Raw genomic sequence first — 17,141 nt, 5'->3', positions numbered from 1 at the left:
AAAAAGTTTTAAAACTTGAAATTTAAACTCAATCCTGTTTTTGGCGGATTGTTTCCGAACTCATCATAAATAATTGCCGGAGTAAACGTCAAATCCGGATCTTTACGACCTTCATACAAATGCGCATCCACAACAGCGTCAACGATGTTTAAAATATAAATAAGTCCGGTAATCGCAATGGCATAATCTCTCTGTCTCTTTGATCTGTCCTGAGCATTCGCCAAAGCAATTTTATCTAACCTTGGATTACTGTCAACAAATTCATTGGGAGTTCCGTTGAGCTTTGCGATGTAATATTCTCTGTATTCTAAATATCGGTTTTGATTCCAGATTGCGATTCCTGCTCCTACACCAACTGCTCCCCAAACGACGGGGATTTTCCAGTATTTTTTATTGTAAAACTGTCCCAATCCCGGCAAAACTGCAGAATACAAACCTGCTTTTGTAGGATTAAGTTTTTTAACGATTACTTTCGCCGGAGCATTTGCTTTTTCTATGCTTTCAACAACCGATGTTTTGGGAGTTTCTTTTACAGAAACACTGTCCATTGGAACAGTTTCCAGACGGATTGTATCGTTTCGGGTAACCTGTGAAAAAGTAATCACAGATAAACATAAAAAAAGTGTGAAAAAGATTTTTTTCATCTATTTAATATGAGATAAAATATATTCCAGCTCATCTTCATTTTTAAAATCTAAAACAATTTTCCCTTTCTTACCGGTTCCGACTGTTTTGATTTCAACTTTTACCTCAAGAATATCTGCAATTGTTTTTTGTGCTCTCTTATAATTATTAGAAAGTTCCACTTTTGCTTTTTTAGCGGCCGGAGATTTTGGATTTTTAAAAGCGATTGCTGCCTGCTCAGTTTGACGAACATTCAGTTTTTCTTTGATAATTAATTCAAATAACGCCTGCTGATGCTCTTCATTTTCAAGACTGATGATCGCTCTACCATGTCCCGCAGAGATTTCACCGCTTCTGATGGCGTTTTGAATATCCGGATTTAGTCTTAACAATCTAATCGAGTTGGTAATCGTACTTCTGTCTTTTCCTACTCTTTGGCTTAGATTTTCCTGAGTCATCCCGATTTCTTCCATCAACCTTTGGTAGGTCAAAGCAATTTCGATTGAATCAAGATCTTCACGCTGAATATTTTCAACAAGAGCCATTTCTAAAAGCTCCTGATCATTCACCAAACGAATATAGGCTGGAACAGATGTTAAGCCCGCAATTTTACTCGCTCTGAAACGTCTTTCTCCTGATATGATTTCAAACTTTTCACCGTCTTTTCTTAAAGTAATCGGCTGAATTACTCCAAGATTTTTGATAGACTGTGCAAGCTCATTTAATGCTTTTTCGTCAAAATAAGTTCTTGGCTGCGTGGGATTAGGATAAATATCTTCAATGGAAACTTCCATGATATTTCCTACAAAGTTTTCTGCTCCTTCATCCGTTGCAGAATTTACCGTAGCCTTTGATTCAGCACTCAAAATAGCACCCAAACCACGTCCCATCGCTCTTTTCTTGTCTTTCATATTTTGCATATGGCTATTTGCTTTTGCACTTCGACCAGCTCAGTGTTACAGCTTTTAACTTTTATTTAATTCTTTACTAAATTTTCGTTTTTCAACAGAACCTCTTCTGCTAACTGAAGATATTGAATCGCTCCTTTGCTTTCTGCATCGTAGTTTAAGATACTTTCACCGAAACTTGGTGCTTCGCTCAATCTCACATTTCTGCTGATGATGGTTTCAAAAACCATTTCCGGGAAGTGAGCGTGTACTTCTTCTACGACCTGATTTGACAATCTTAAACGGCTGTCATACATCGTCAAAAGCAATCCTTCGATATCTAAATCTTTATTATGAATTTTCTGAACGTTCTTAATGGTATTCAAAAGTTTACCCAAACCTTCCAAAGCAAAGTACTCACATTGAATCGGGATAATTACAGAATCTGCCGCTGTCAATGCGTTGACCGTAATCAAACCTAAACTTGGTGCACAATCGATGATGATATAATCGTAATCATCTCTTACCGTTGCTAAAGCTTTTTTCAGCATGTACTCACGGTTATCTTTGTCTACCAATTCAATTTCTGCGGCAACCAAATCGATATGAGAAGGTACAATATCTAAATTGGGAGTCGTCGTTCTCTGGATACAGTTTCTCGTCTCAACACTGTGTTCCAAAAGGTTATATGTAGAATACTGAACCTCTTCTACCCCAAGACCAGAAGTCGCATTAGCCTGCGGATCTGCATCGATGATTAATATTTTCTTTTCTAATACCCCTAATGCTGCGGCTAAATTAACAGCGGTTGTAGTTTTTCCTACACCCCCTTTTTGATTAGCGATACCTATGATTTTTGCCATTGCTTGAACTTTAAGTTTCAAAAATACACTTTTTTCTCTGCTTTCAAGGAACGACTAAAACGAAAGTTGAGTTAAAATATTGTTAATAAGGATTTTAGACATAAAAAAAATTATCCACAAAAAATAGTATTTTGTGGATAAGTGAAAAGATTTGTTTTGAATAATCTTAATTATCGAACTTCATGGAAATGGGAAACTTAAAGTAGCTTCTTACCGCTTCCCCTTTTTTATTTTTACCCGGAATCCATTTTCCTTTTACAGCTTTGATGCTTCTTATTGCTTCTGCATTGAAAGATGCATCTTTTCCGTTGGTTTTGATATCTGAAATAGTTCCGTTTGTCTCTACAATGAATGTAACCACAGTGGCTACGCTGTTTTGCTCTTCAAATGCTGAAGTATCAAATTTATTTATTACTTTATTTCTAAAAGAATCTATACCACCTTCAAAATCCGCCGGTACAGCAGCAACTTCGATATCCATTGGATCTTTCGGAACTTCAACTTTTGGTGGTTGCACGTGATTAATCACTGGTCCTGTTCCGATTGTTGGAGTTGTAGGCACATAAACATCCGGTGGTGCAACTACCCCATCCGGATTATTTTTCACACCTGCTACTGCGCCATCAATCTTTTCTACAACTTGCTCGTTAGTAGGATTTGCTGTCGGCTCAGGAATTCTGTCATCGAAAGTTTTTACCGGAGCTGAAGCAGGTTGCGTTGGAGCAACTGGTGGCTTTACAGTTGGATCATCAGGGATTATCATCGGCGGAAGATCAGAAATTCCAGTATCTGAAATAATTTCGGTAGTTTTAAACGCCGAAATAATCATGGGCGTAATAGACATTGCCGCCAGAAGACTCACCCCTATAAAAAGTGATTTCGTTAAAATTCTGTCTGATTCATTTCTTAAAACATAAGCACCGTATTGTTTGTTACGGTTTTCAAATAGGATTTCATTCAATCGAAATTCCTGATTTTCTAGTAGGTGTTTCATCACGATAAAAATTAAAATTGTTAATATATTGCGATTATTAGTTTTCTATATTCTTTGAATTAATTATTGAAACAATATCAAAATATTTGCCAAAAATTTATCAAAACAGAATCATTTTGTTAAAATGTGTGATGAATTATAAAATTAACTATTTATTGAATAGGATTTTGAGGAAGCATATATTCGGAACTTATTGATGATGAATTGTATAAGTCATGATACATTGAATTTCTTGACATTCGAGTTTTTTCAAAAAGAAATTTTATCTACCTCTACTTTAAAGGGAGGAAAATTTCTTACACATCCGTACAAAAAAATTATCTTGAATAACGAAACATTGAAATTATGACTAAAATCCTAGCCCCGATGGGAACGGCATCCTTTTTTGTTTTTTTTTGTGAGGGAAATTAGCATTGGGAAAAACAAAAAAGATATAGCACTTCGACTTCGCTCAGTGTAAATTACCAGCGGGAAAAAGCTTCAAAAGAAAGGAAGATGGAAGATAGGGCTGGAAATTTACAAGATTAAGAATATTTTTTTATTATTCATGCTTCTTTAATGAAACAGAAAAGAGACTATCGGTTGACAGTCTCTTTTGATTTTATATGAAAATTATTTTCTTCTTAGAATAATTCTTTTCTGATAATGTTCTGGCTTCTTTCTGGCCCTACAGAAACTAAGTAAACATTGATTCCTAAATACTTTTCGATAAACTCGATATATTTCTGAGCAGTATCCGGAAGTTCGTCGTAGCTTCTTACTTTGGTAAGATCTTCTTTCCAACCCGGTAAATCTTGGTAGATTGGCTCGTAGTTGTATAATTTTTCTGTTGAAGAAGTGAAATAATCGATGATTTTTCCATCTTCAGTTTTGTAATGGGTAACGATTTTCAGGTTTTCAATTCCTGTAAGAACGTCTAGTTTCGTAATCACTAAATTATTGATTCCGTTGATCATACAAGCGTGCTTCAAAGAAACTAGGTCTAACCAACCTGTTCTTCTTGGTCTACCTGTAGTCGCTCCGAACTCACCACCGATCTGTCTGATGCTTTCTCCTAGCTCATTGTCCAATTCAGAAGGGAAAGGTCCGTTTCCGACTCTTGTACAATATGCTTTCGCAACACCGATCAGATTTTTCAATGAAGTTGGCGGAACACCTGCTCCTGTACAAACTCCTCCAGTTGACGGAGAAGATGAAGTAACGTAAGGATATGTTCCGAAGTCGATATCAAGCATCAAAGCCTGAGCTCCTTCGAACAATACGTTTTTACCGTCTCTGATCGCTTCATTAAGCTCCAATTCAGTATCAACGATTCTTTCCTGAAGCTGTTTTCCGATTTCTAAATATTCGTTGTAGATTTCTTCAACATCTAAAGTCGGTTTTCCGTAATATTTTTCGAAAAGTGAGTTTTTAACTTTTAAGTTTTTCTCAATTTTATCTCTTAAAATCTCAGGATTCAAAAGATCTACCATTCTGATACCGATTCTTGCAATTTTATCTTCATAGCAAGGTCCGATTCCTTTTTTGGTGGTTCCGATCTGAGTTCCTCCGTGCTCTTCCTCACGGTAAGTATCCAAAAGAATGTGGTAAGGCATGATAACATGCGCTCTTCTGCTGATAAAAATGTGGTCTGTTCTCAAGCCTTTGCTTTCAATCTGACCCACCTCTTTAATGAAAGACTTAGGATTTACCACTACTCCATTGGCAATGATACATTTCCCTTTACACTGCAAAACTCCTGAAGGAAGAAGGTGCAAAACAAATTTCTCCTCACCCACATAAACCGTGTGACCAGCGTTGTCTCCGCCTTGGAAACGTACAACGTAATCAGATTTTGCCGATAAAACATCAGTGATCTTTCCTTTACCTTCATCTCCATACTGAAGACCTACAACTACGTAAGTTGACATATTTTACTTTTATTTTAGATTCGTACAAAATTACTTTTAAAAAATTGGGTGGGCAAATTTGAGGGGAATTTTATTTTTGGGTGGTGTTGAAAATATGGATTAAAATAAAACTCTTTTTCAAAGATATAGATATTCATTACATTTGAAATAATATTTTAATATGCAAAATAATATTAAAGAAAAAATCATATCTGACATCATAGACTTTGAAGAAAAAAAATCTATCTATACTCCTATAGAGGCGGAAAATGCATTAATCAATATCTTAAAACCTCTTTTAAGTTCTCAAGGTTATGAAATACTGCATAACGATCAAAGAAGAGATTATAATGGTGTTGACTTTGTTGGAATTAGAGGCGATGAAAAACTTGGAATAGAATATAAACATTATAAAAGCTTAGTAGGATCGAAGGAAGTTCGATCTCTTATTGGTAGTGCAATTATTAGCAGTTTTGATAAGGTCATACTATTATCAAGTTCATCATTTACAAAAAATGCTTTTGAAATTGCTGAACAAATTGACCCAGTTGCAATAGAATTAATGGATATCAATTCTTTAAAAAGTTGGGTATCTAAAATTGAAGCTAATTATGATGAGTCAGAAGTCATTAAAATAATTACTACCGCAAGTAAAAAAATAATTGAATTAATAAGTAAAAATCCTAGAACGCTTGATGAAATAGAATGGAGAGACTTGGAAAGAGTAATGGCAGAAATTTTTGAGGGAATAGGCTTCAAAACAAAGTTAACTCCATCTTCAAAAGACGGTGGTAAGGATATTATTTTGGAGTGTCAATCAATAATAAATAACAAATCTTTTATTGTTGAAATTAAACATTGGAGATCAAAACAGAAAGTAGGAGAAAAAATGATAAAAGATTTTCTTAAAATCATCACTAAAGAAAAGCGAGATGCTGGGTTGTTCTTATCTACGTATGGCTACACCGAAAATGCAATTGAAAGCATTACAGAAATTGAAAGACAAAAAATAAGATTTGGACAAGAAGATAAAATAATTTCATTATGTAAAACTTACATTAAAAAGAAATCTGGTATATGGGAAGATAATAACGAATTATCAGAAATTTTATTTTTCGAAACTATATAATTTCCACATTCATCTTAAATATAATACCAATAATTGGTATCTTTGATTTAAAATTAAAACAATGGCAAAAAACACATCTATACTATTAGGCGATTATTTTGACAATTTTATCAGTCAACAGATTAAATCCGGGAAATTTTCTTCCGCCAGTGAAGTGGTGAGAACAGCTTTAAGAATGTTTGAGCATGAAGAATCTAAAAAGGCTGAATTAATTAGCGAATTAAAAAAAGGTGAAAAATCTGGATTTGTAGAAGATTTCGATCGTGTAAAATTCTTAAAAAATCTTCATCAAAAACATTCAGCTGAATAAAATGAAATATAGAATCAGCAAAGAAGCATTAATTGATTTAGAAAAAATTTGGTTGTACACATTTGAAATTTGGTCAAAAAAACAAGCAGATTATTATTTTGATTTGATTATGAATGAAATTGAATACTTATCTAAAAATCCAAAATCAGTTAAAGATTACAGTAAAATCAGAAAAGGATATTTCAGATCAAGAGTAAAATCACATTTTATATTTTATAGAATTAACATTAAAAATGAAGAAATTGAAATAATCAGGATTCTTCATCAGCAAATGGATATATCATCAAGATTGGATGAATAAAAAGTGTATTAATCTGCTTGATAATCTTTTAAATTTTTAACTCATAAAACCACCCCGTCAAAAATTTCTTTGAAATTTTCGCCACCCCTCCAGAGGAGGGGAATTTTTAATGGGTAAATATTTTAGCAATTTCTTTTGAGAAACAAGTTTTGTAAACCTGACAGACCTCACAAAAAACTTTCATCAAAAATCCGTAACTTTGCCGCCTACTAAAAATTTTATGGAAAGTATTCAAGTTCACGACAAAACTTTTGTTCCTTATTTAGAGGACGCCGAAATTCAGGAGATCGTAAAAGCTACCGCTCTGAAGATTTATGAAGATTATAAGGATGAAGTTCCTGTTTTCATTGGTGTTTTGAACGGAGTGATCATGTTTTTCTCAGACCTTTTGAAGCATTATCCGGGTGAATGTGAGATTGCATTTATCCAGATGAGTTCTTACGCAGGAACAGAATCTACGGGGATTGTTTACCACAAAATGGAATTAACGAAAGACGTAAAAGACCGTCACATTATCTTGGTAGAAGATATTGTGGACACAGGAAATACCGTGGAAAGTTTATTTAAATATTTCAACGAAACACAACGTCCGAAGTCTGTAAAAATCGCTTCATTCTTGTTGAAACCTGAAGTTTATAAGAAAGATTTCAAGCTAGATTACATCGGGAAAGAAATTCCAAACAAATTTGTTTTGGGTTACGGTCTTGACTACGATGAATTAGGAAGAAACCTTCCGAATTTGTATCAGTTGGAAGAAGGAACGATCAACCATTAAACAGCTTTTAGCTATTTGCTGATTGCTTTTAGCTAAAAAATTAAAGAGAAATAAATTTAATAATAACTAAATATAGCTAAAGGTAAAAAGCCAACCGCCAATTGCCAAAAGCACTTCAACATTATGATAAACATTGTTCTGTTCGGCCCTCCAGGAAGTGGAAAAGGGACTCAAGCTCAAAATCTGATCGAGAAATTTAATTTAAAACAAATCTCAACAGGTGATCTTTTCAGATTCAACATGAAAAATGATACCGAACTTGGAAAACTGGCAAAATCTTACATTGATAAAGGCGAATTGGTTCCGGATCAGGTAACGATTGATATGCTGATTGACGAACTAAGAAAGCCGACTGATGCTGCAGGATTTATTTTTGACGGATATCCAAGAACAGCTGTACAAACAGAAGCTTTAGAAAAAATCGTAAAAGATGAGTTGAATGACGACATCGATGTTTGTCTTTCACTGATCGTTGAAGATTCAATTTTAGTAGAAAGATTGCTTAAAAGAGGTGAAACAAGCGGAAGAACCGATGACAGCAATGTAGAAATTATAGAAAATAGAATTAAAGAATACTACGCAAAAACAGCAGAAGTTGCTGAGCTTTACAAACAACAAGGAAAATATGTAGAGATCAACGGCGTTGGCGAAATCAATGAGATTTCTGAAAAGCTTTTTGCTGAAGTAGAAAAAATAAAATAGTTTAAAGTTGTGAGTGATGAGTTATTAATTCATACGATTCATTCTCATAATTCATAACTCATAACTCAAATTGTAAGAAATGTCAAATTTTGTAGATTACGTAAAGATTCATTGTAAAAGCGGTCATGGTGGCGCAGGTTCTGCCCATCTTCGCCGTGAAAAATATATTCCCAAAGGTGGTCCTGATGGTGGAGACGGTGGTCGTGGCGGTCACGTCATCATGAAAGGGAATTCACAGGAATGGACTTTACTTCCACTTCGTTACACGCGTCATGTGAAAGCAGAACGTGGACAAAACGGAGCGAAAAACCAGTTAACCGGAGCATACGGAGAAGATACTTACATCGAAGTTCCCATAGGAACGATTGCCAAAAATGAAGATGGCGAAATTGTAGGTGAAATCTTAGAGCACGGTCAGGAAATCATCCTTATGGAAGGTGGAAAAGGTGGAAAAGGAAATGAACATTTCAAATCATCAACCCACCAGACTCCTCGTTACGCACAACCTGGAATGGACGGACAGGAAGGTTACATCGTTTTCGAACTTAAAATCTTAGCTGATGTTGGTTTGGTAGGTTTCCCAAATGCAGGAAAATCTACGCTTTTAGCTTCCGTTTCGGCGGCAAGACCTAAAATTGCTAACTATGCGTTTACTACTTTAACTCCTAATTTAGGAATTGTAGAATACAGAAATTACAAGTCTTTTGTAATGGCAGATATTCCGGGAATTATTGAAGGAGCTGCGGAAGGAAAAGGTTTAGGACATAGATTTCTTAGACATATTGAAAGAAATTCAATTTTATTGTTTTTGATTCCTGCAGATTCTGAACATCATTTTCAGGAATTTAAAATTCTGGAGAACGAATTGAAAGAATATAATCCTGAATTATTAGATAAAGATTTCGTTATTTCAGTTTCAAAAGCAGACCTTTTGGACGATGAACTGAAAAAAGAAATTTCAGCAGAATTTCCGGAACATAGAAAACCATTATTCTTCTCAGGTGTTACCGGAGAAGGCCTGATGGAATTGAAAGATGCCATCTGGAAACAGCTACACGGATAAAATTTAATTCAAAATATATAAAAGGATAAGCATTATTGTTTATCCTTTTTTGTTAATATAAATATTCACTCTTTGGAACACTTATTGAGAGACTCCACACAAATTTAAAAACAATGAAATATTTATTAAGTCTATTTGCTGCAGTATTATTATTCTCATGCAGCACTCAAAAAAGTCAGTCAAAATATTCAACGATAGAATATGAAGCCGGAGCGTGTTTCGGATTTTGCCCGATTTACAAAATGACGATTCAGGCTGACCGAACTGCAGTTCTGGAGGCAGAACATTTTAATTTTTCTAAAGGTACTTCAAAAGACGAATTTTCAAAACCAAGAGAAGGAACCTTCACCACAACCATCAAAGAGGCTGATTATAATAAATTGGTAACTTCATTAAATGATCTGGATGTAAAAAGTCTTCAGGATAAATATGGCAGCCGTAATGTGAGCGATATGCCAACTTCTTATTTAAGAATTAAACTAGCAGACGGAACCTCAAAAAACACAGAAGATTATGGTAAAAGAGGTTCTGAAAAACTCATGAAAGTCTACCAGATTTTTGAGGATTTAAAGCAAAGTCAGCAGTGGACGAAAGTAAAATAACAGCTTTCAATTAATTTAGTCTATCTTTGCAGTATATTTCGCGGCATTCTCAGCCAGTAAAGTAATTTTTTACTCAAAATTCTGTTAAAAGTTTTTAGCAGATCTGCTAAAAATGATGAAGTATACTGCTTCACCCGCACTATTTTAATACACAATACAATTTTGTTATTTACAGACTTAAACATTATCAAGCCCATCTTAGATGCGCTTCAAAAGCAAGGTTATGAAAAACCTACCCCTATTCAGGAACAAGCAATTCCTTCAATTTTAGAACACAGAGATGTACTGGGAACTGCACAGACAGGAACCGGAAAAACAGCAGCATTTGCTATCCCTATCTTACAAAACCTTACCGAAAGAAAAGGTCCTAAGAACAATCATATTAAAGCATTAATTCTTACTCCAACCAGAGAATTAGCGATACAGATCGAGGAAAGCTTCGATGCATACGGAAAAAATTTACCTTTAAGAAAATTAGTAGTTTTCGGTGGTGTAAAACAAGGAAGTCAGGAAACAGCTTTGAGAAGAGGTGTTGACATTTTGGTGGCGACTCCAGGAAGACTACTAGATTTTATCGCTCAGGGAATTATCAGTTTGAAAAATCTTGAAATCTTTGTATTAGACGAAGCCGACAGAATGTTGGATATGGGTTTTGTACACGATGTGAAAAGAATCATTAAACTTTTACCTCAAAAAAGACAAACACTATTCTTCTCAGCAACCATGCCTACAGAAATTCAGAAATTGGCAGATTCTATTTTGAATACTCCGATTAAAGTTTCTGTAACTCCGATTTCTTCTACAGCTGAAACAATCAAACAAGCGGTTTATTTTGTTGATAAAGACAATAAATTAGAATTGTTGACGCATATTCTGCAAAACGACATCCAAGGATCTGTTTTGGTATTCTCCAGAACGAAACATGGAGCTGATAAAATTGCAAGAAAATTACAGTCTGCAAATATCTCTGCCGAAGCAATACACGGAAACAAATCTCAAAATGCAAGACAGAATGCTTTAAATAATTTTAAAGGAGGAAGAACGCGTGTTTTGGTAGCAACAGACATCGCCGCAAGAGGAATTGATATTGACGAACTGAAATATGTTGTAAACTACGAACTTTCAGATGTTGCAGAAACTTACGTTCACAGAATTGGTAGAACAGGCCGTGCAGGTTCTGAAGGATCATCAATCTCTTTCGTAGATGGTTTAGATTTATTAAACCTAAAGGATACTGAGAAATTGATTGGTATGAAAATTCCGGTTGAGAAAAATCATCCTTTTCATACCGATAATCTAGTAGTTGAGAAAAGAGATTCTAACAACAAGCCTTTTACACCAAGACCAAGACCGGCTGGTGGTGGTCAGCAACAAAAATCGGATCACAGTAAAAAGCCGAAAAATAAGAGTAATTTTTCTAGAAAGAAATAAAATTAAAGCCTTCCACATTGGAAGGCTTTATTTTTTCGGATTTAGTTTAAATAAATTATTTAAACATATTTCTCGCATTCTCACTCGTAATTCTGTCAATCTCAGCAAAATCTTTATTATAAATATCCACCAATTTTCCGGCAACCAAATCAAGATAAGAACTTTCATTTCTTTTTCCTCTAAATGGAACTGGTGCCAAATAAGGAGAATCTGTTTCCAAAACGATTTTATCTAAAGGAATTTCTTTTAAAAACTGATCGATCTTTCCGTTTTTGAAAGTCACTACTCCTCCGATTCCTAATATGAAATTTAAATCTATGGCGTGTTTTGCCTGTTCAAGATTTCCGGAAAAGCAATGAAAAATCCCTCTTAATTTTGGGTGTCTTTTTCTTTCTAAAACTTCAAAAGTTTCATCAAAACTTTCTCTGGTATGAATCACAATTGGCAGATCTTTTTCAATCGCCCAATCAATTTGTTGTTCAAAAGCTTTTATCTGAACGTCCAAAGTGGATTTATCCCAATACAAATCAATCCCGATTTCTCCGATTGCCGGAAAACTTCTTTCATCCAAATATTTCTTTACAATTTCCAATTCACTTTCCCAAGATTCAGGTTTTACGTAACACGGATGCAATCCCATCATTGAAAAAATCTGATTCGGATAATCACTTTCCAGTTGAAGCATTTTTTCATGACATTCTGAATCGATGGCAGGAAGATAAAACTCAGTAATTCCTTTATCTAAAGCTCTCTGAATAGCCTCTTTTCTGTCTTCATCAAACTCTTCCGAATATAAATGGGTATGTGTATCAATCATTATTTTTAAAATTTTAATAGATCTTCGTAAGGATTTTCTAAATTCAGCAACATTCCGAAGGCAGGTTCAGTTTTGAATCCTTTTTTCTTTAATTCTATTATTTTTTGTTTAAAATCGTCTCCTTGTTCCTGTAATATTTTGTGTTCTGCAATCATGTGCAGATATGCGTTTTGTTGAGTTGCTGGTTTGTTTTGTCCAAAAATTTCAATGGGAAACTCTTCCAGCATAAAATTGATAACGATACATTTTTCGTCATTTAAAATAATGTTTTCAACGGTCGCCCTATTCTCAACAGTAACTAATTTGCTGAACATTATTTCATCTAAAAAAACTTCTTCAAATCTTAGATCAACCTCGCAAATAATATCTAAATCGCTTCCATCAATGTCAATTCCAATTGGAATCGTTCCCGCTAAAATCGGAGAAAAATTAGAAAGCTTTTCAAACACTTTGTACTTTGTAAGAACTTCAAAAGCTCTTTTCTGTCTTTCATTTCCGTCTTTCAGATAATCAATTTTCGTAAAGTCAATCACTCGAATCAGAATATTTTGTGTTTGGTTTTCTTTCTCTGGTTTTCAATCCTTTGATTCAGCTTTTCCCGAAATTCTATAAACTTCGGATCTTTTTCATCATCAGATCTGTGTTCTAAAGCTTTATTAATTTTAAAATTTTCTTTAATAAAATCTTTGGTTTCGTCTGAAAAATAAGCATTTCCAAATTTCTCAAAAACATAATTGACCGCCTGAGAATTGGGGTGAATCATATCATCTTTGTAAAAACGGTAATCTCGAAGATCATCCATCAAAATCTCGTAAACAGGAAGATAATGACAATTTTCGATTTCTGAAATCACTTCATGAATGCCCGTAATCAATTTTGATTTGCTCAACTGATTTTCTATCATTCCGTCTTTTGTATGACGAACAGGCGAAACGGTAAACAAAATCTGAAGATCATCTTTGCAAATATCTTTTAAATTCAGAATGGTGTCGTAAATAGAATCTGTAAGTTCCTGACGTGTCAGCAACCTTTTTTCAAAAAACTTCTGTGGAATTTTATGACAGTTCGCAACCAGCTTTTTTTTAGGTTCAAATTCATAGATGAATGAAGTTCCATATGTGATAATTACCCAATTTGAATCCTGAAGAAACTGATTTCCAACAACAATTTTTGAATTGATTTTCTCTAAAGTCTGATGGATAAACCTCGTATCAAAACTTGAATGATGATCTAATGAAATAAATTCATCATTAAAAACAATTAACTCTTCTTCATGGTAAAACTCAGAATCATGAAGCCTTTTAATCGAATTATTAATTGAAAAAGGATTAAACAACGTTCCAAATGGATTGTTCACGGATTGTAACTGACCTTGCTGAAACAAGTCAAACATTTCAGAAGCAAAACACGATCCTATCGAAAATATTTTATCTTCAATTTCAATCTTTTTATAAGATTCTGTAAGGTTTACTTCAGTCCGGAATTTCATTTTAATCAATTTGAAAATTTGATAATATGCCAATTTGAAAATTATTATTGATTCTGTTTTTCATTTTCAAATTATCAAATTGACTCATTTTCAAATTAGCTCTCTCTTCTTAAAAGGTAGTTTGCCAATTCAGCAAACGGTTTTTTCTTGTCTTCTGCAATGTCGATTTTCGCAAGATAACTTTGACCGATTTCGTTATGTTTTTCGATCAGACGTAATGCTTTCTCGTCTACTTTTGTTCTTCTGAAAATCTTCTCAACACCGTAGACTTTATCGATATTATCGGTCTTTTTAGAATACCAGTAATCTAATTCTTTTTTCTCTTCTTCTGTACCGTGTTCTTTGGCTAAAAGATAAAGAACGGTTTTTTTATTTTCGTAAATATCACCTGCGTGTTTCTTACCAAACTGTGCCTGATCACCGAAAACATCCAGATAATCATCCATAATCTGGAAGGCAATTCCGATGTGTTTTCCGAAGTTGAAAATGGCTTTTGCATCTTTGAACTGAGCTTTCGCAATCAACGCACCAATCTCAAATGACGACGCACTTAAAACTCCTGTTTTATAGGTAATCATTCTGATATAGTCATCAAAAGTTACATTTCCCTGAGTTTCGAAATTGATATCATATTGCTGACCTTCGCATAAAAGCAAACCTGTATGGGTGAAAATTCTGATACATGCTTTGAAAATTTCAGGCTCAAGATCTTCGAAGAACTTATACGCTTTCAACATCAATCCGTCTCCTGAAAGAATACCGACGTTGATTCCGTGTAAAGTATGGATGGTTGGTTTATTTCTTCTTAGTGGTGCTTCATCCATAATATCATCATGAATCAAGGTGAAATTATGGAAAAACTCAATCGCCAATGCGGGCTTTATTGCCTGTTTCATATCACCTCCGAACAAATCACAAGCCATCAATACCATAATCGGGCGAAGGCGCTTACCACCGTGCGAGATGATATAATTCATCGGTTCGTACAATTCTGCGGGTTTATCTTTGAAAGTATATTTAGTAATGGCATCAGCAACAATCTGTTGGTAGGTGTCTAAGAATTCCATAAAAGATTTTAATTTGAACAAAAATACGATTTTTCGAGGGGTTTCAAAACAAAAAACTTCACCTGCTAAGACAAAGTTTTGTGATATGTGAATAATTTAAAAAAAGATGAAATATAGGTTCCTATTTAATCCAAATATCTCCTTTTTCTATCGGATTATTATGTTTTTTCATCCAATCAAAAAAAGTATTATTAATGCTTTCTACAATATCTTTATCTGTGCTTTCTTTTCCATTATATGATACACTTATTCCCATCTGCGAATTTTTTAGCTGCATTATGTTTTGACGGTATTGTGCTGAAGGATCTTTGATTATATCCATTTTAAAATTTAGTTCTTGTTCCTTATTACCTAATGGAAAACCTTTTGGAGATGTAATTTTCTCAGAAAATTTTTCTAAGGATTGGATTTGAAACCTGTAATCTCCGTCTTCAGAATAAATTTCCATAATTAAACCTGGTAAGCCATAAAATATATATGGTCCATCTTGAAATGGAAGATCTGAAGAATACCATGCAAGCCACCTTCTGCCTCCTACACTAATTTGCGCACTATTGCATTGATACCCTAATATTTCTTTTTTTTCTCGAGACAAGACCCATTTAGTGTCAAAATTATAATCTGATTTGTAAGTTTGGTATAAAATAATTTGGTATTTAGCAAATTCATTTTTTTTGAGATTTTTAAATATCGACTTATTAAATGAATCAATTCCATAATTTTTAGAATGGAAAATAGATTTTTTTTCTGTTCCGTTTAATTTTAAAATATAAGTTTCTTTTATTTTATTTATAGAAGTACTGTCTGGTTTATAAGTAATTTCATAAGAGGCTTTTATTCCCTGTGAAAAAAAGAAATCCGATAATAAAAACAATAACAAACTGAAGAAAGTGACAATTATTTTTCCCATTCAAATTTTATTTCTAACCCTGTTCTCTTTTGCTCTGTAATAGTATTATATGGATTCTTTTTTAGATCAGCTTCTAATTCAGGTGAAAGACCATACTTCAGTTTTGGATAGTTTGTATATTGAAGAAACTCACCTTTAAAATCATTAAATGGATTTGTTAAAGTTTCATTAGTTTTATCAATATTTTTCATCACCCATTTGTAATTTCCAGAGCTATCATATGCCTCATAAATCATTCCAGGCAAATTATTAAATTTCCATGGTCCCGTTTTTACAATAGCAGTACTATCAAACCAAATTACATATTCTCTCCCACGAAAGCTCCCAATTGCTTTTGTAAGTTTCACCTTATTGATTTCTTTGAATTCTTTTAAAATTTCCCAATCAATTTTCGGTATTTTATCTTTTAAAACATAGTTTTTTTCATTAATATTATCACTTATTAATCCCTCACCCTTTTCAGAATAATACAGCAAATAATCATACTTTTCTTTTGAAGTAAAAGATACTCCACTTGCACCCACAGAAGGCTCATCCTCCTCAATTCCATATTTTACAGAAAACATTTTCTCTCCTTTATAATTCGCATACAAAGTTGCTGGAAAATCAAAAGGTTTATAAATATTTACTGTAAATATATAATCTACTTTTACAGTTTGAGAATGCAAACATAATGATAGTAAATAGCCAAAGAATAAAAAGTATTTTTTCATATTTAAAATTATAAAGTGGTAAAGACAAAACTAAATATATTTTTTTCAAAAGCCATGATTGAAAACTCAATCATGGCTAGAATTTATTTAATTAACATTCGATGGACTTATCCCAATTGCGAGTTGCCCGGCAATACTAGCAGCCCTACCTTGACAAGCTTCTTCAGAAGACTCGTAGCTAGTCAATTGTCTAACTACACTTTGGCTTCCATCAGCATTATTTCTGTATATTGTAATAGTACAAAAACCACCCACTATTTCTGTTTTTGAACTAAAACTCACGTCAACTTTTTTAATGTTTTCTTGAGAAGCACTCACTAAACCAGCAGCTCCAAATGCTGCTACTAATAATAATTTTTTCATTCTAATTTGAATTTTGAAATTTATAAATATTTTCTTGACACTAAAAGCATTTCGCGAAAACTTTTGCCAAAAAATGAAGAATTAAAAATAATTCCACAATTCCAAATGGAATAATAAATCATTTTATTTTGAATATGCATATCCGCTATTTATCATAGTTCTTAATTAACTCAAGGTTAGACAAGGAATTTTTAAATATTGCCCGTTTTTAA

At 33.6% G+C, this 17,141-nt stretch carries 20 protein-coding genes; 8 read left to right on the top strand and 12 right to left on the bottom strand.

From position 1 onward, the window contains the following. Positions 1–8 precede the first annotated feature (8 nt). The 5 genes from LNP04_RS17265 to LNP04_RS17245 all read right to left on the bottom strand — a co-directional run bounded on the left by LNP04_RS17265 (position 9) and on the right by LNP04_RS17245 (position 5,278). Positions 9–644: a DUF5683 domain-containing protein gene (locus tag LNP04_RS17265; protein WP_229984126.1), complete on the bottom strand. Its 636-nt coding sequence runs from the start codon at positions 642–644 to the stop codon at positions 9–11. Next, positions 645–1,535: a ParB/RepB/Spo0J family partition protein gene (locus tag LNP04_RS17260; protein WP_129536435.1), complete on the bottom strand. Its 891-nt coding sequence runs from the start codon at positions 1,533–1,535 to the stop codon at positions 645–647. A 65-nt stretch (positions 1,536–1,600) separates the two neighbouring features. Further along, positions 1,601–2,374: a ParA family protein gene (locus LNP04_RS17255; RefSeq protein ID WP_129536434.1), complete on the bottom strand. Its 774-nt coding sequence runs from the start codon at positions 2,372–2,374 to the stop codon at positions 1,601–1,603. 166 nt (positions 2,375–2,540) lie between these two features. Further along, entirely contained in the window at positions 2,541–3,368 is an 828-nt protein-coding gene (locus LNP04_RS17250; protein ID WP_229984125.1) for an energy transducer TonB, read from the bottom strand. Between the two features lie 623 nt (positions 3,369–3,991). Continuing rightward, complete coding sequence (locus tag LNP04_RS17245) at positions 3,992–5,278, bottom strand: adenylosuccinate synthase (protein ID WP_229984124.1); 1,287 nt, start codon at positions 5,276–5,278, stop codon at positions 3,992–3,994. A gap of 160 nt (positions 5,279–5,438) precedes the next feature. Here LNP04_RS17245 and LNP04_RS17240 point away from each other — a divergent pair, with 160 nt between their 5' ends. The 8 genes from LNP04_RS17240 to LNP04_RS17205 all read left to right on the top strand — a co-directional run bounded on the left by LNP04_RS17240 (position 5,439) and on the right by LNP04_RS17205 (position 11,570). Further along, a complete protein-coding gene (locus LNP04_RS17240; protein WP_229984123.1) occupies positions 5,439–6,386 on the top strand; it encodes a restriction endonuclease in 948 nt (315 codons plus the stop codon). Positions 6,387–6,447: 61 nt separating this feature from the next. Then, on the top strand, positions 6,448–6,696 hold the full coding sequence (locus tag LNP04_RS17235) for a type II toxin-antitoxin system ParD family antitoxin (RefSeq protein WP_229984122.1): 249 nt from the start codon (positions 6,448–6,450) through the stop codon (positions 6,694–6,696). Between the two features lies 1 nt (position 6,697). After that, positions 6,698–6,997: a type II toxin-antitoxin system RelE/ParE family toxin gene (locus tag LNP04_RS17230; protein ID WP_229984121.1), complete on the top strand. Its 300-nt coding sequence runs from the start codon at positions 6,698–6,700 to the stop codon at positions 6,995–6,997. 220 nt (positions 6,998–7,217) lie between these two features. After that, positions 7,218–7,772 (top strand): hypoxanthine phosphoribosyltransferase, encoded by a 555-nt coding sequence (gene hpt / locus LNP04_RS17225; RefSeq protein ID WP_229984120.1) that lies wholly within the window; start codon positions 7,218–7,220, stop codon positions 7,770–7,772. Positions 7,773–7,895: 123 nt separating this feature from the next. Then, positions 7,896–8,474 carry an adenylate kinase gene (locus LNP04_RS17220; RefSeq protein ID WP_229984119.1) on the top strand — a complete coding sequence of 193 codons (579 nt, stop codon included), beginning with the start codon at positions 7,896–7,898 and terminating at the stop codon, positions 8,472–8,474. A 79-nt stretch (positions 8,475–8,553) separates the two neighbouring features. Next, entirely contained in the window at positions 8,554–9,537 is a 984-nt protein-coding gene (gene obgE, locus LNP04_RS17215) for a GTPase ObgE (RefSeq protein ID WP_229984118.1), read from the top strand. Between the two features lie 113 nt (positions 9,538–9,650). Next, entirely contained in the window at positions 9,651–10,139 is a 489-nt protein-coding gene (locus LNP04_RS17210) for a DUF6438 domain-containing protein (protein ID WP_229984117.1), read from the top strand. A 162-nt stretch (positions 10,140–10,301) separates the two neighbouring features. Then, positions 10,302–11,570: a DEAD/DEAH box helicase gene (locus LNP04_RS17205; protein WP_229984116.1), complete on the top strand. Its 1,269-nt coding sequence runs from the start codon at positions 10,302–10,304 to the stop codon at positions 11,568–11,570. Between the two features lie 55 nt (positions 11,571–11,625). On the opposite strand, the gene LNP04_RS17200 is transcribed toward LNP04_RS17205, so the two are convergent. The 7 genes from LNP04_RS17200 to LNP04_RS17170 form a co-directional block, all read right to left on the bottom strand. Continuing rightward, positions 11,626–12,387: a TatD family hydrolase gene (locus tag LNP04_RS17200; protein ID WP_229984115.1), complete on the bottom strand. Its 762-nt coding sequence runs from the start codon at positions 12,385–12,387 to the stop codon at positions 11,626–11,628. A 5-nt stretch (positions 12,388–12,392) separates the two neighbouring features. Continuing rightward, complete coding sequence (locus LNP04_RS17195; protein WP_229984114.1) at positions 12,393–12,920, bottom strand: DUF4269 domain-containing protein; 528 nt, start codon at positions 12,918–12,920, stop codon at positions 12,393–12,395. 5 nt (positions 12,921–12,925) lie between these two features. Further along, positions 12,926–13,876, bottom strand: a complete 951-nt coding sequence (locus tag LNP04_RS17190) for a GSCFA domain-containing protein (protein WP_229984113.1) — start codon at positions 13,874–13,876, stop codon at positions 12,926–12,928. A gap of 95 nt (positions 13,877–13,971) precedes the next feature. Then, positions 13,972–14,943: a polyprenyl synthetase family protein gene (locus tag LNP04_RS17185; RefSeq protein WP_229984112.1), complete on the bottom strand. Its 972-nt coding sequence runs from the start codon at positions 14,941–14,943 to the stop codon at positions 13,972–13,974. A gap of 121 nt (positions 14,944–15,064) precedes the next feature. Further along, positions 15,065–15,853: a GLPGLI family protein gene (locus LNP04_RS17180; RefSeq protein ID WP_229984111.1), complete on the bottom strand. Its 789-nt coding sequence runs from the start codon at positions 15,851–15,853 to the stop codon at positions 15,065–15,067. Next, complete coding sequence (locus LNP04_RS17175; RefSeq protein WP_229984110.1) at positions 15,841–16,566, bottom strand: GLPGLI family protein; 726 nt, start codon at positions 16,564–16,566, stop codon at positions 15,841–15,843. Before LNP04_RS17175 ends, LNP04_RS17180 begins: the two co-directional genes overlap by 13 nt. Positions 16,567–16,653: 87 nt before the next feature. Further along, entirely contained in the window at positions 16,654–16,929 is a 276-nt protein-coding gene (locus tag LNP04_RS17170; RefSeq protein WP_229984109.1) for a hypothetical protein, read from the bottom strand. Positions 16,930–17,141: the final 212 nt, after the last annotated feature.

This window comes from Chryseobacterium sp. C-71 (assembly GCF_020911865.1).
In the GTDB taxonomy this organism is placed as follows: Bacteria; Bacteroidota; Bacteroidia; order Flavobacteriales; family Weeksellaceae; genus Chryseobacterium.
Note: the sequence above shows the minus strand (reverse complement) of the source record. Positions and strands in the feature narration are given on the sequence as shown.

What these genes read in the sequence shown, in the direction of transcription:
- LNP04_RS17245 (WP_229984124.1), bottom strand. Translation starts at nt 5,278, where the DNA reads ATGTCAACTTACGTAGTTGTAGGTCTTCAGTATGGAGATGAAGGTAAA.
- LNP04_RS17210 (WP_229984117.1), top strand. Translation starts at nt 9,651, where the DNA reads ATGAAATATTTATTAAGTCTATTTGCTGCAGTATTATTATTCTCATGC.
- LNP04_RS17170 (WP_229984109.1), bottom strand. Translation starts at nt 16,929, where the DNA reads ATGAAAAAATTATTATTAGTAGCAGCATTTGGAGCTGCTGGTTTAGTG.
- obgE (WP_229984118.1), top strand. Translation starts at nt 8,554, where the DNA reads ATGTCAAATTTTGTAGATTACGTAAAGATTCATTGTAAAAGCGGTCAT.
- hpt (WP_229984120.1), top strand. Translation starts at nt 7,218, where the DNA reads ATGGAAAGTATTCAAGTTCACGACAAAACTTTTGTTCCTTATTTAGAG.
- LNP04_RS17260 (WP_129536435.1), bottom strand. Translation starts at nt 1,535, where the DNA reads ATGAAAGACAAGAAAAGAGCGATGGGACGTGGTTTGGGTGCTATTTTG.
- LNP04_RS17175 (WP_229984110.1), bottom strand. Translation starts at nt 16,566, where the DNA reads ATGAAAAAATACTTTTTATTCTTTGGCTATTTACTATCATTATGTTTG.
- LNP04_RS17185 (WP_229984112.1), bottom strand. Translation starts at nt 14,943, where the DNA reads ATGGAATTCTTAGACACCTACCAACAGATTGTTGCTGATGCCATTACT.
- LNP04_RS17265 (WP_229984126.1), bottom strand. Translation starts at nt 644, where the DNA reads ATGAAAAAAATCTTTTTCACACTTTTTTTATGTTTATCTGTGATTACT.
- LNP04_RS17250 (WP_229984125.1), bottom strand. Translation starts at nt 3,368, where the DNA reads ATGAAACACCTACTAGAAAATCAGGAATTTCGATTGAATGAAATCCTA.
- LNP04_RS17230 (WP_229984121.1), top strand. Translation starts at nt 6,698, where the DNA reads ATGAAATATAGAATCAGCAAAGAAGCATTAATTGATTTAGAAAAAATT.
- LNP04_RS17255 (WP_129536434.1), bottom strand. Translation starts at nt 2,374, where the DNA reads ATGGCAAAAATCATAGGTATCGCTAATCAAAAAGGGGGTGTAGGAAAA.
- LNP04_RS17240 (WP_229984123.1), top strand. Translation starts at nt 5,439, where the DNA reads ATGCAAAATAATATTAAAGAAAAAATCATATCTGACATCATAGACTTT.
- LNP04_RS17235 (WP_229984122.1), top strand. Translation starts at nt 6,448, where the DNA reads ATGGCAAAAAACACATCTATACTATTAGGCGATTATTTTGACAATTTT.
- LNP04_RS17200 (WP_229984115.1), bottom strand. Translation starts at nt 12,387, where the DNA reads ATGATTGATACACATACCCATTTATATTCGGAAGAGTTTGATGAAGAC.
- LNP04_RS17180 (WP_229984111.1), bottom strand. Translation starts at nt 15,853, where the DNA reads ATGGGAAAAATAATTGTCACTTTCTTCAGTTTGTTATTGTTTTTATTA.
- LNP04_RS17190 (WP_229984113.1), bottom strand. Translation starts at nt 13,876, where the DNA reads ATGAAATTCCGGACTGAAGTAAACCTTACAGAATCTTATAAAAAGATT.
- LNP04_RS17220 (WP_229984119.1), top strand. Translation starts at nt 7,896, where the DNA reads ATGATAAACATTGTTCTGTTCGGCCCTCCAGGAAGTGGAAAAGGGACT.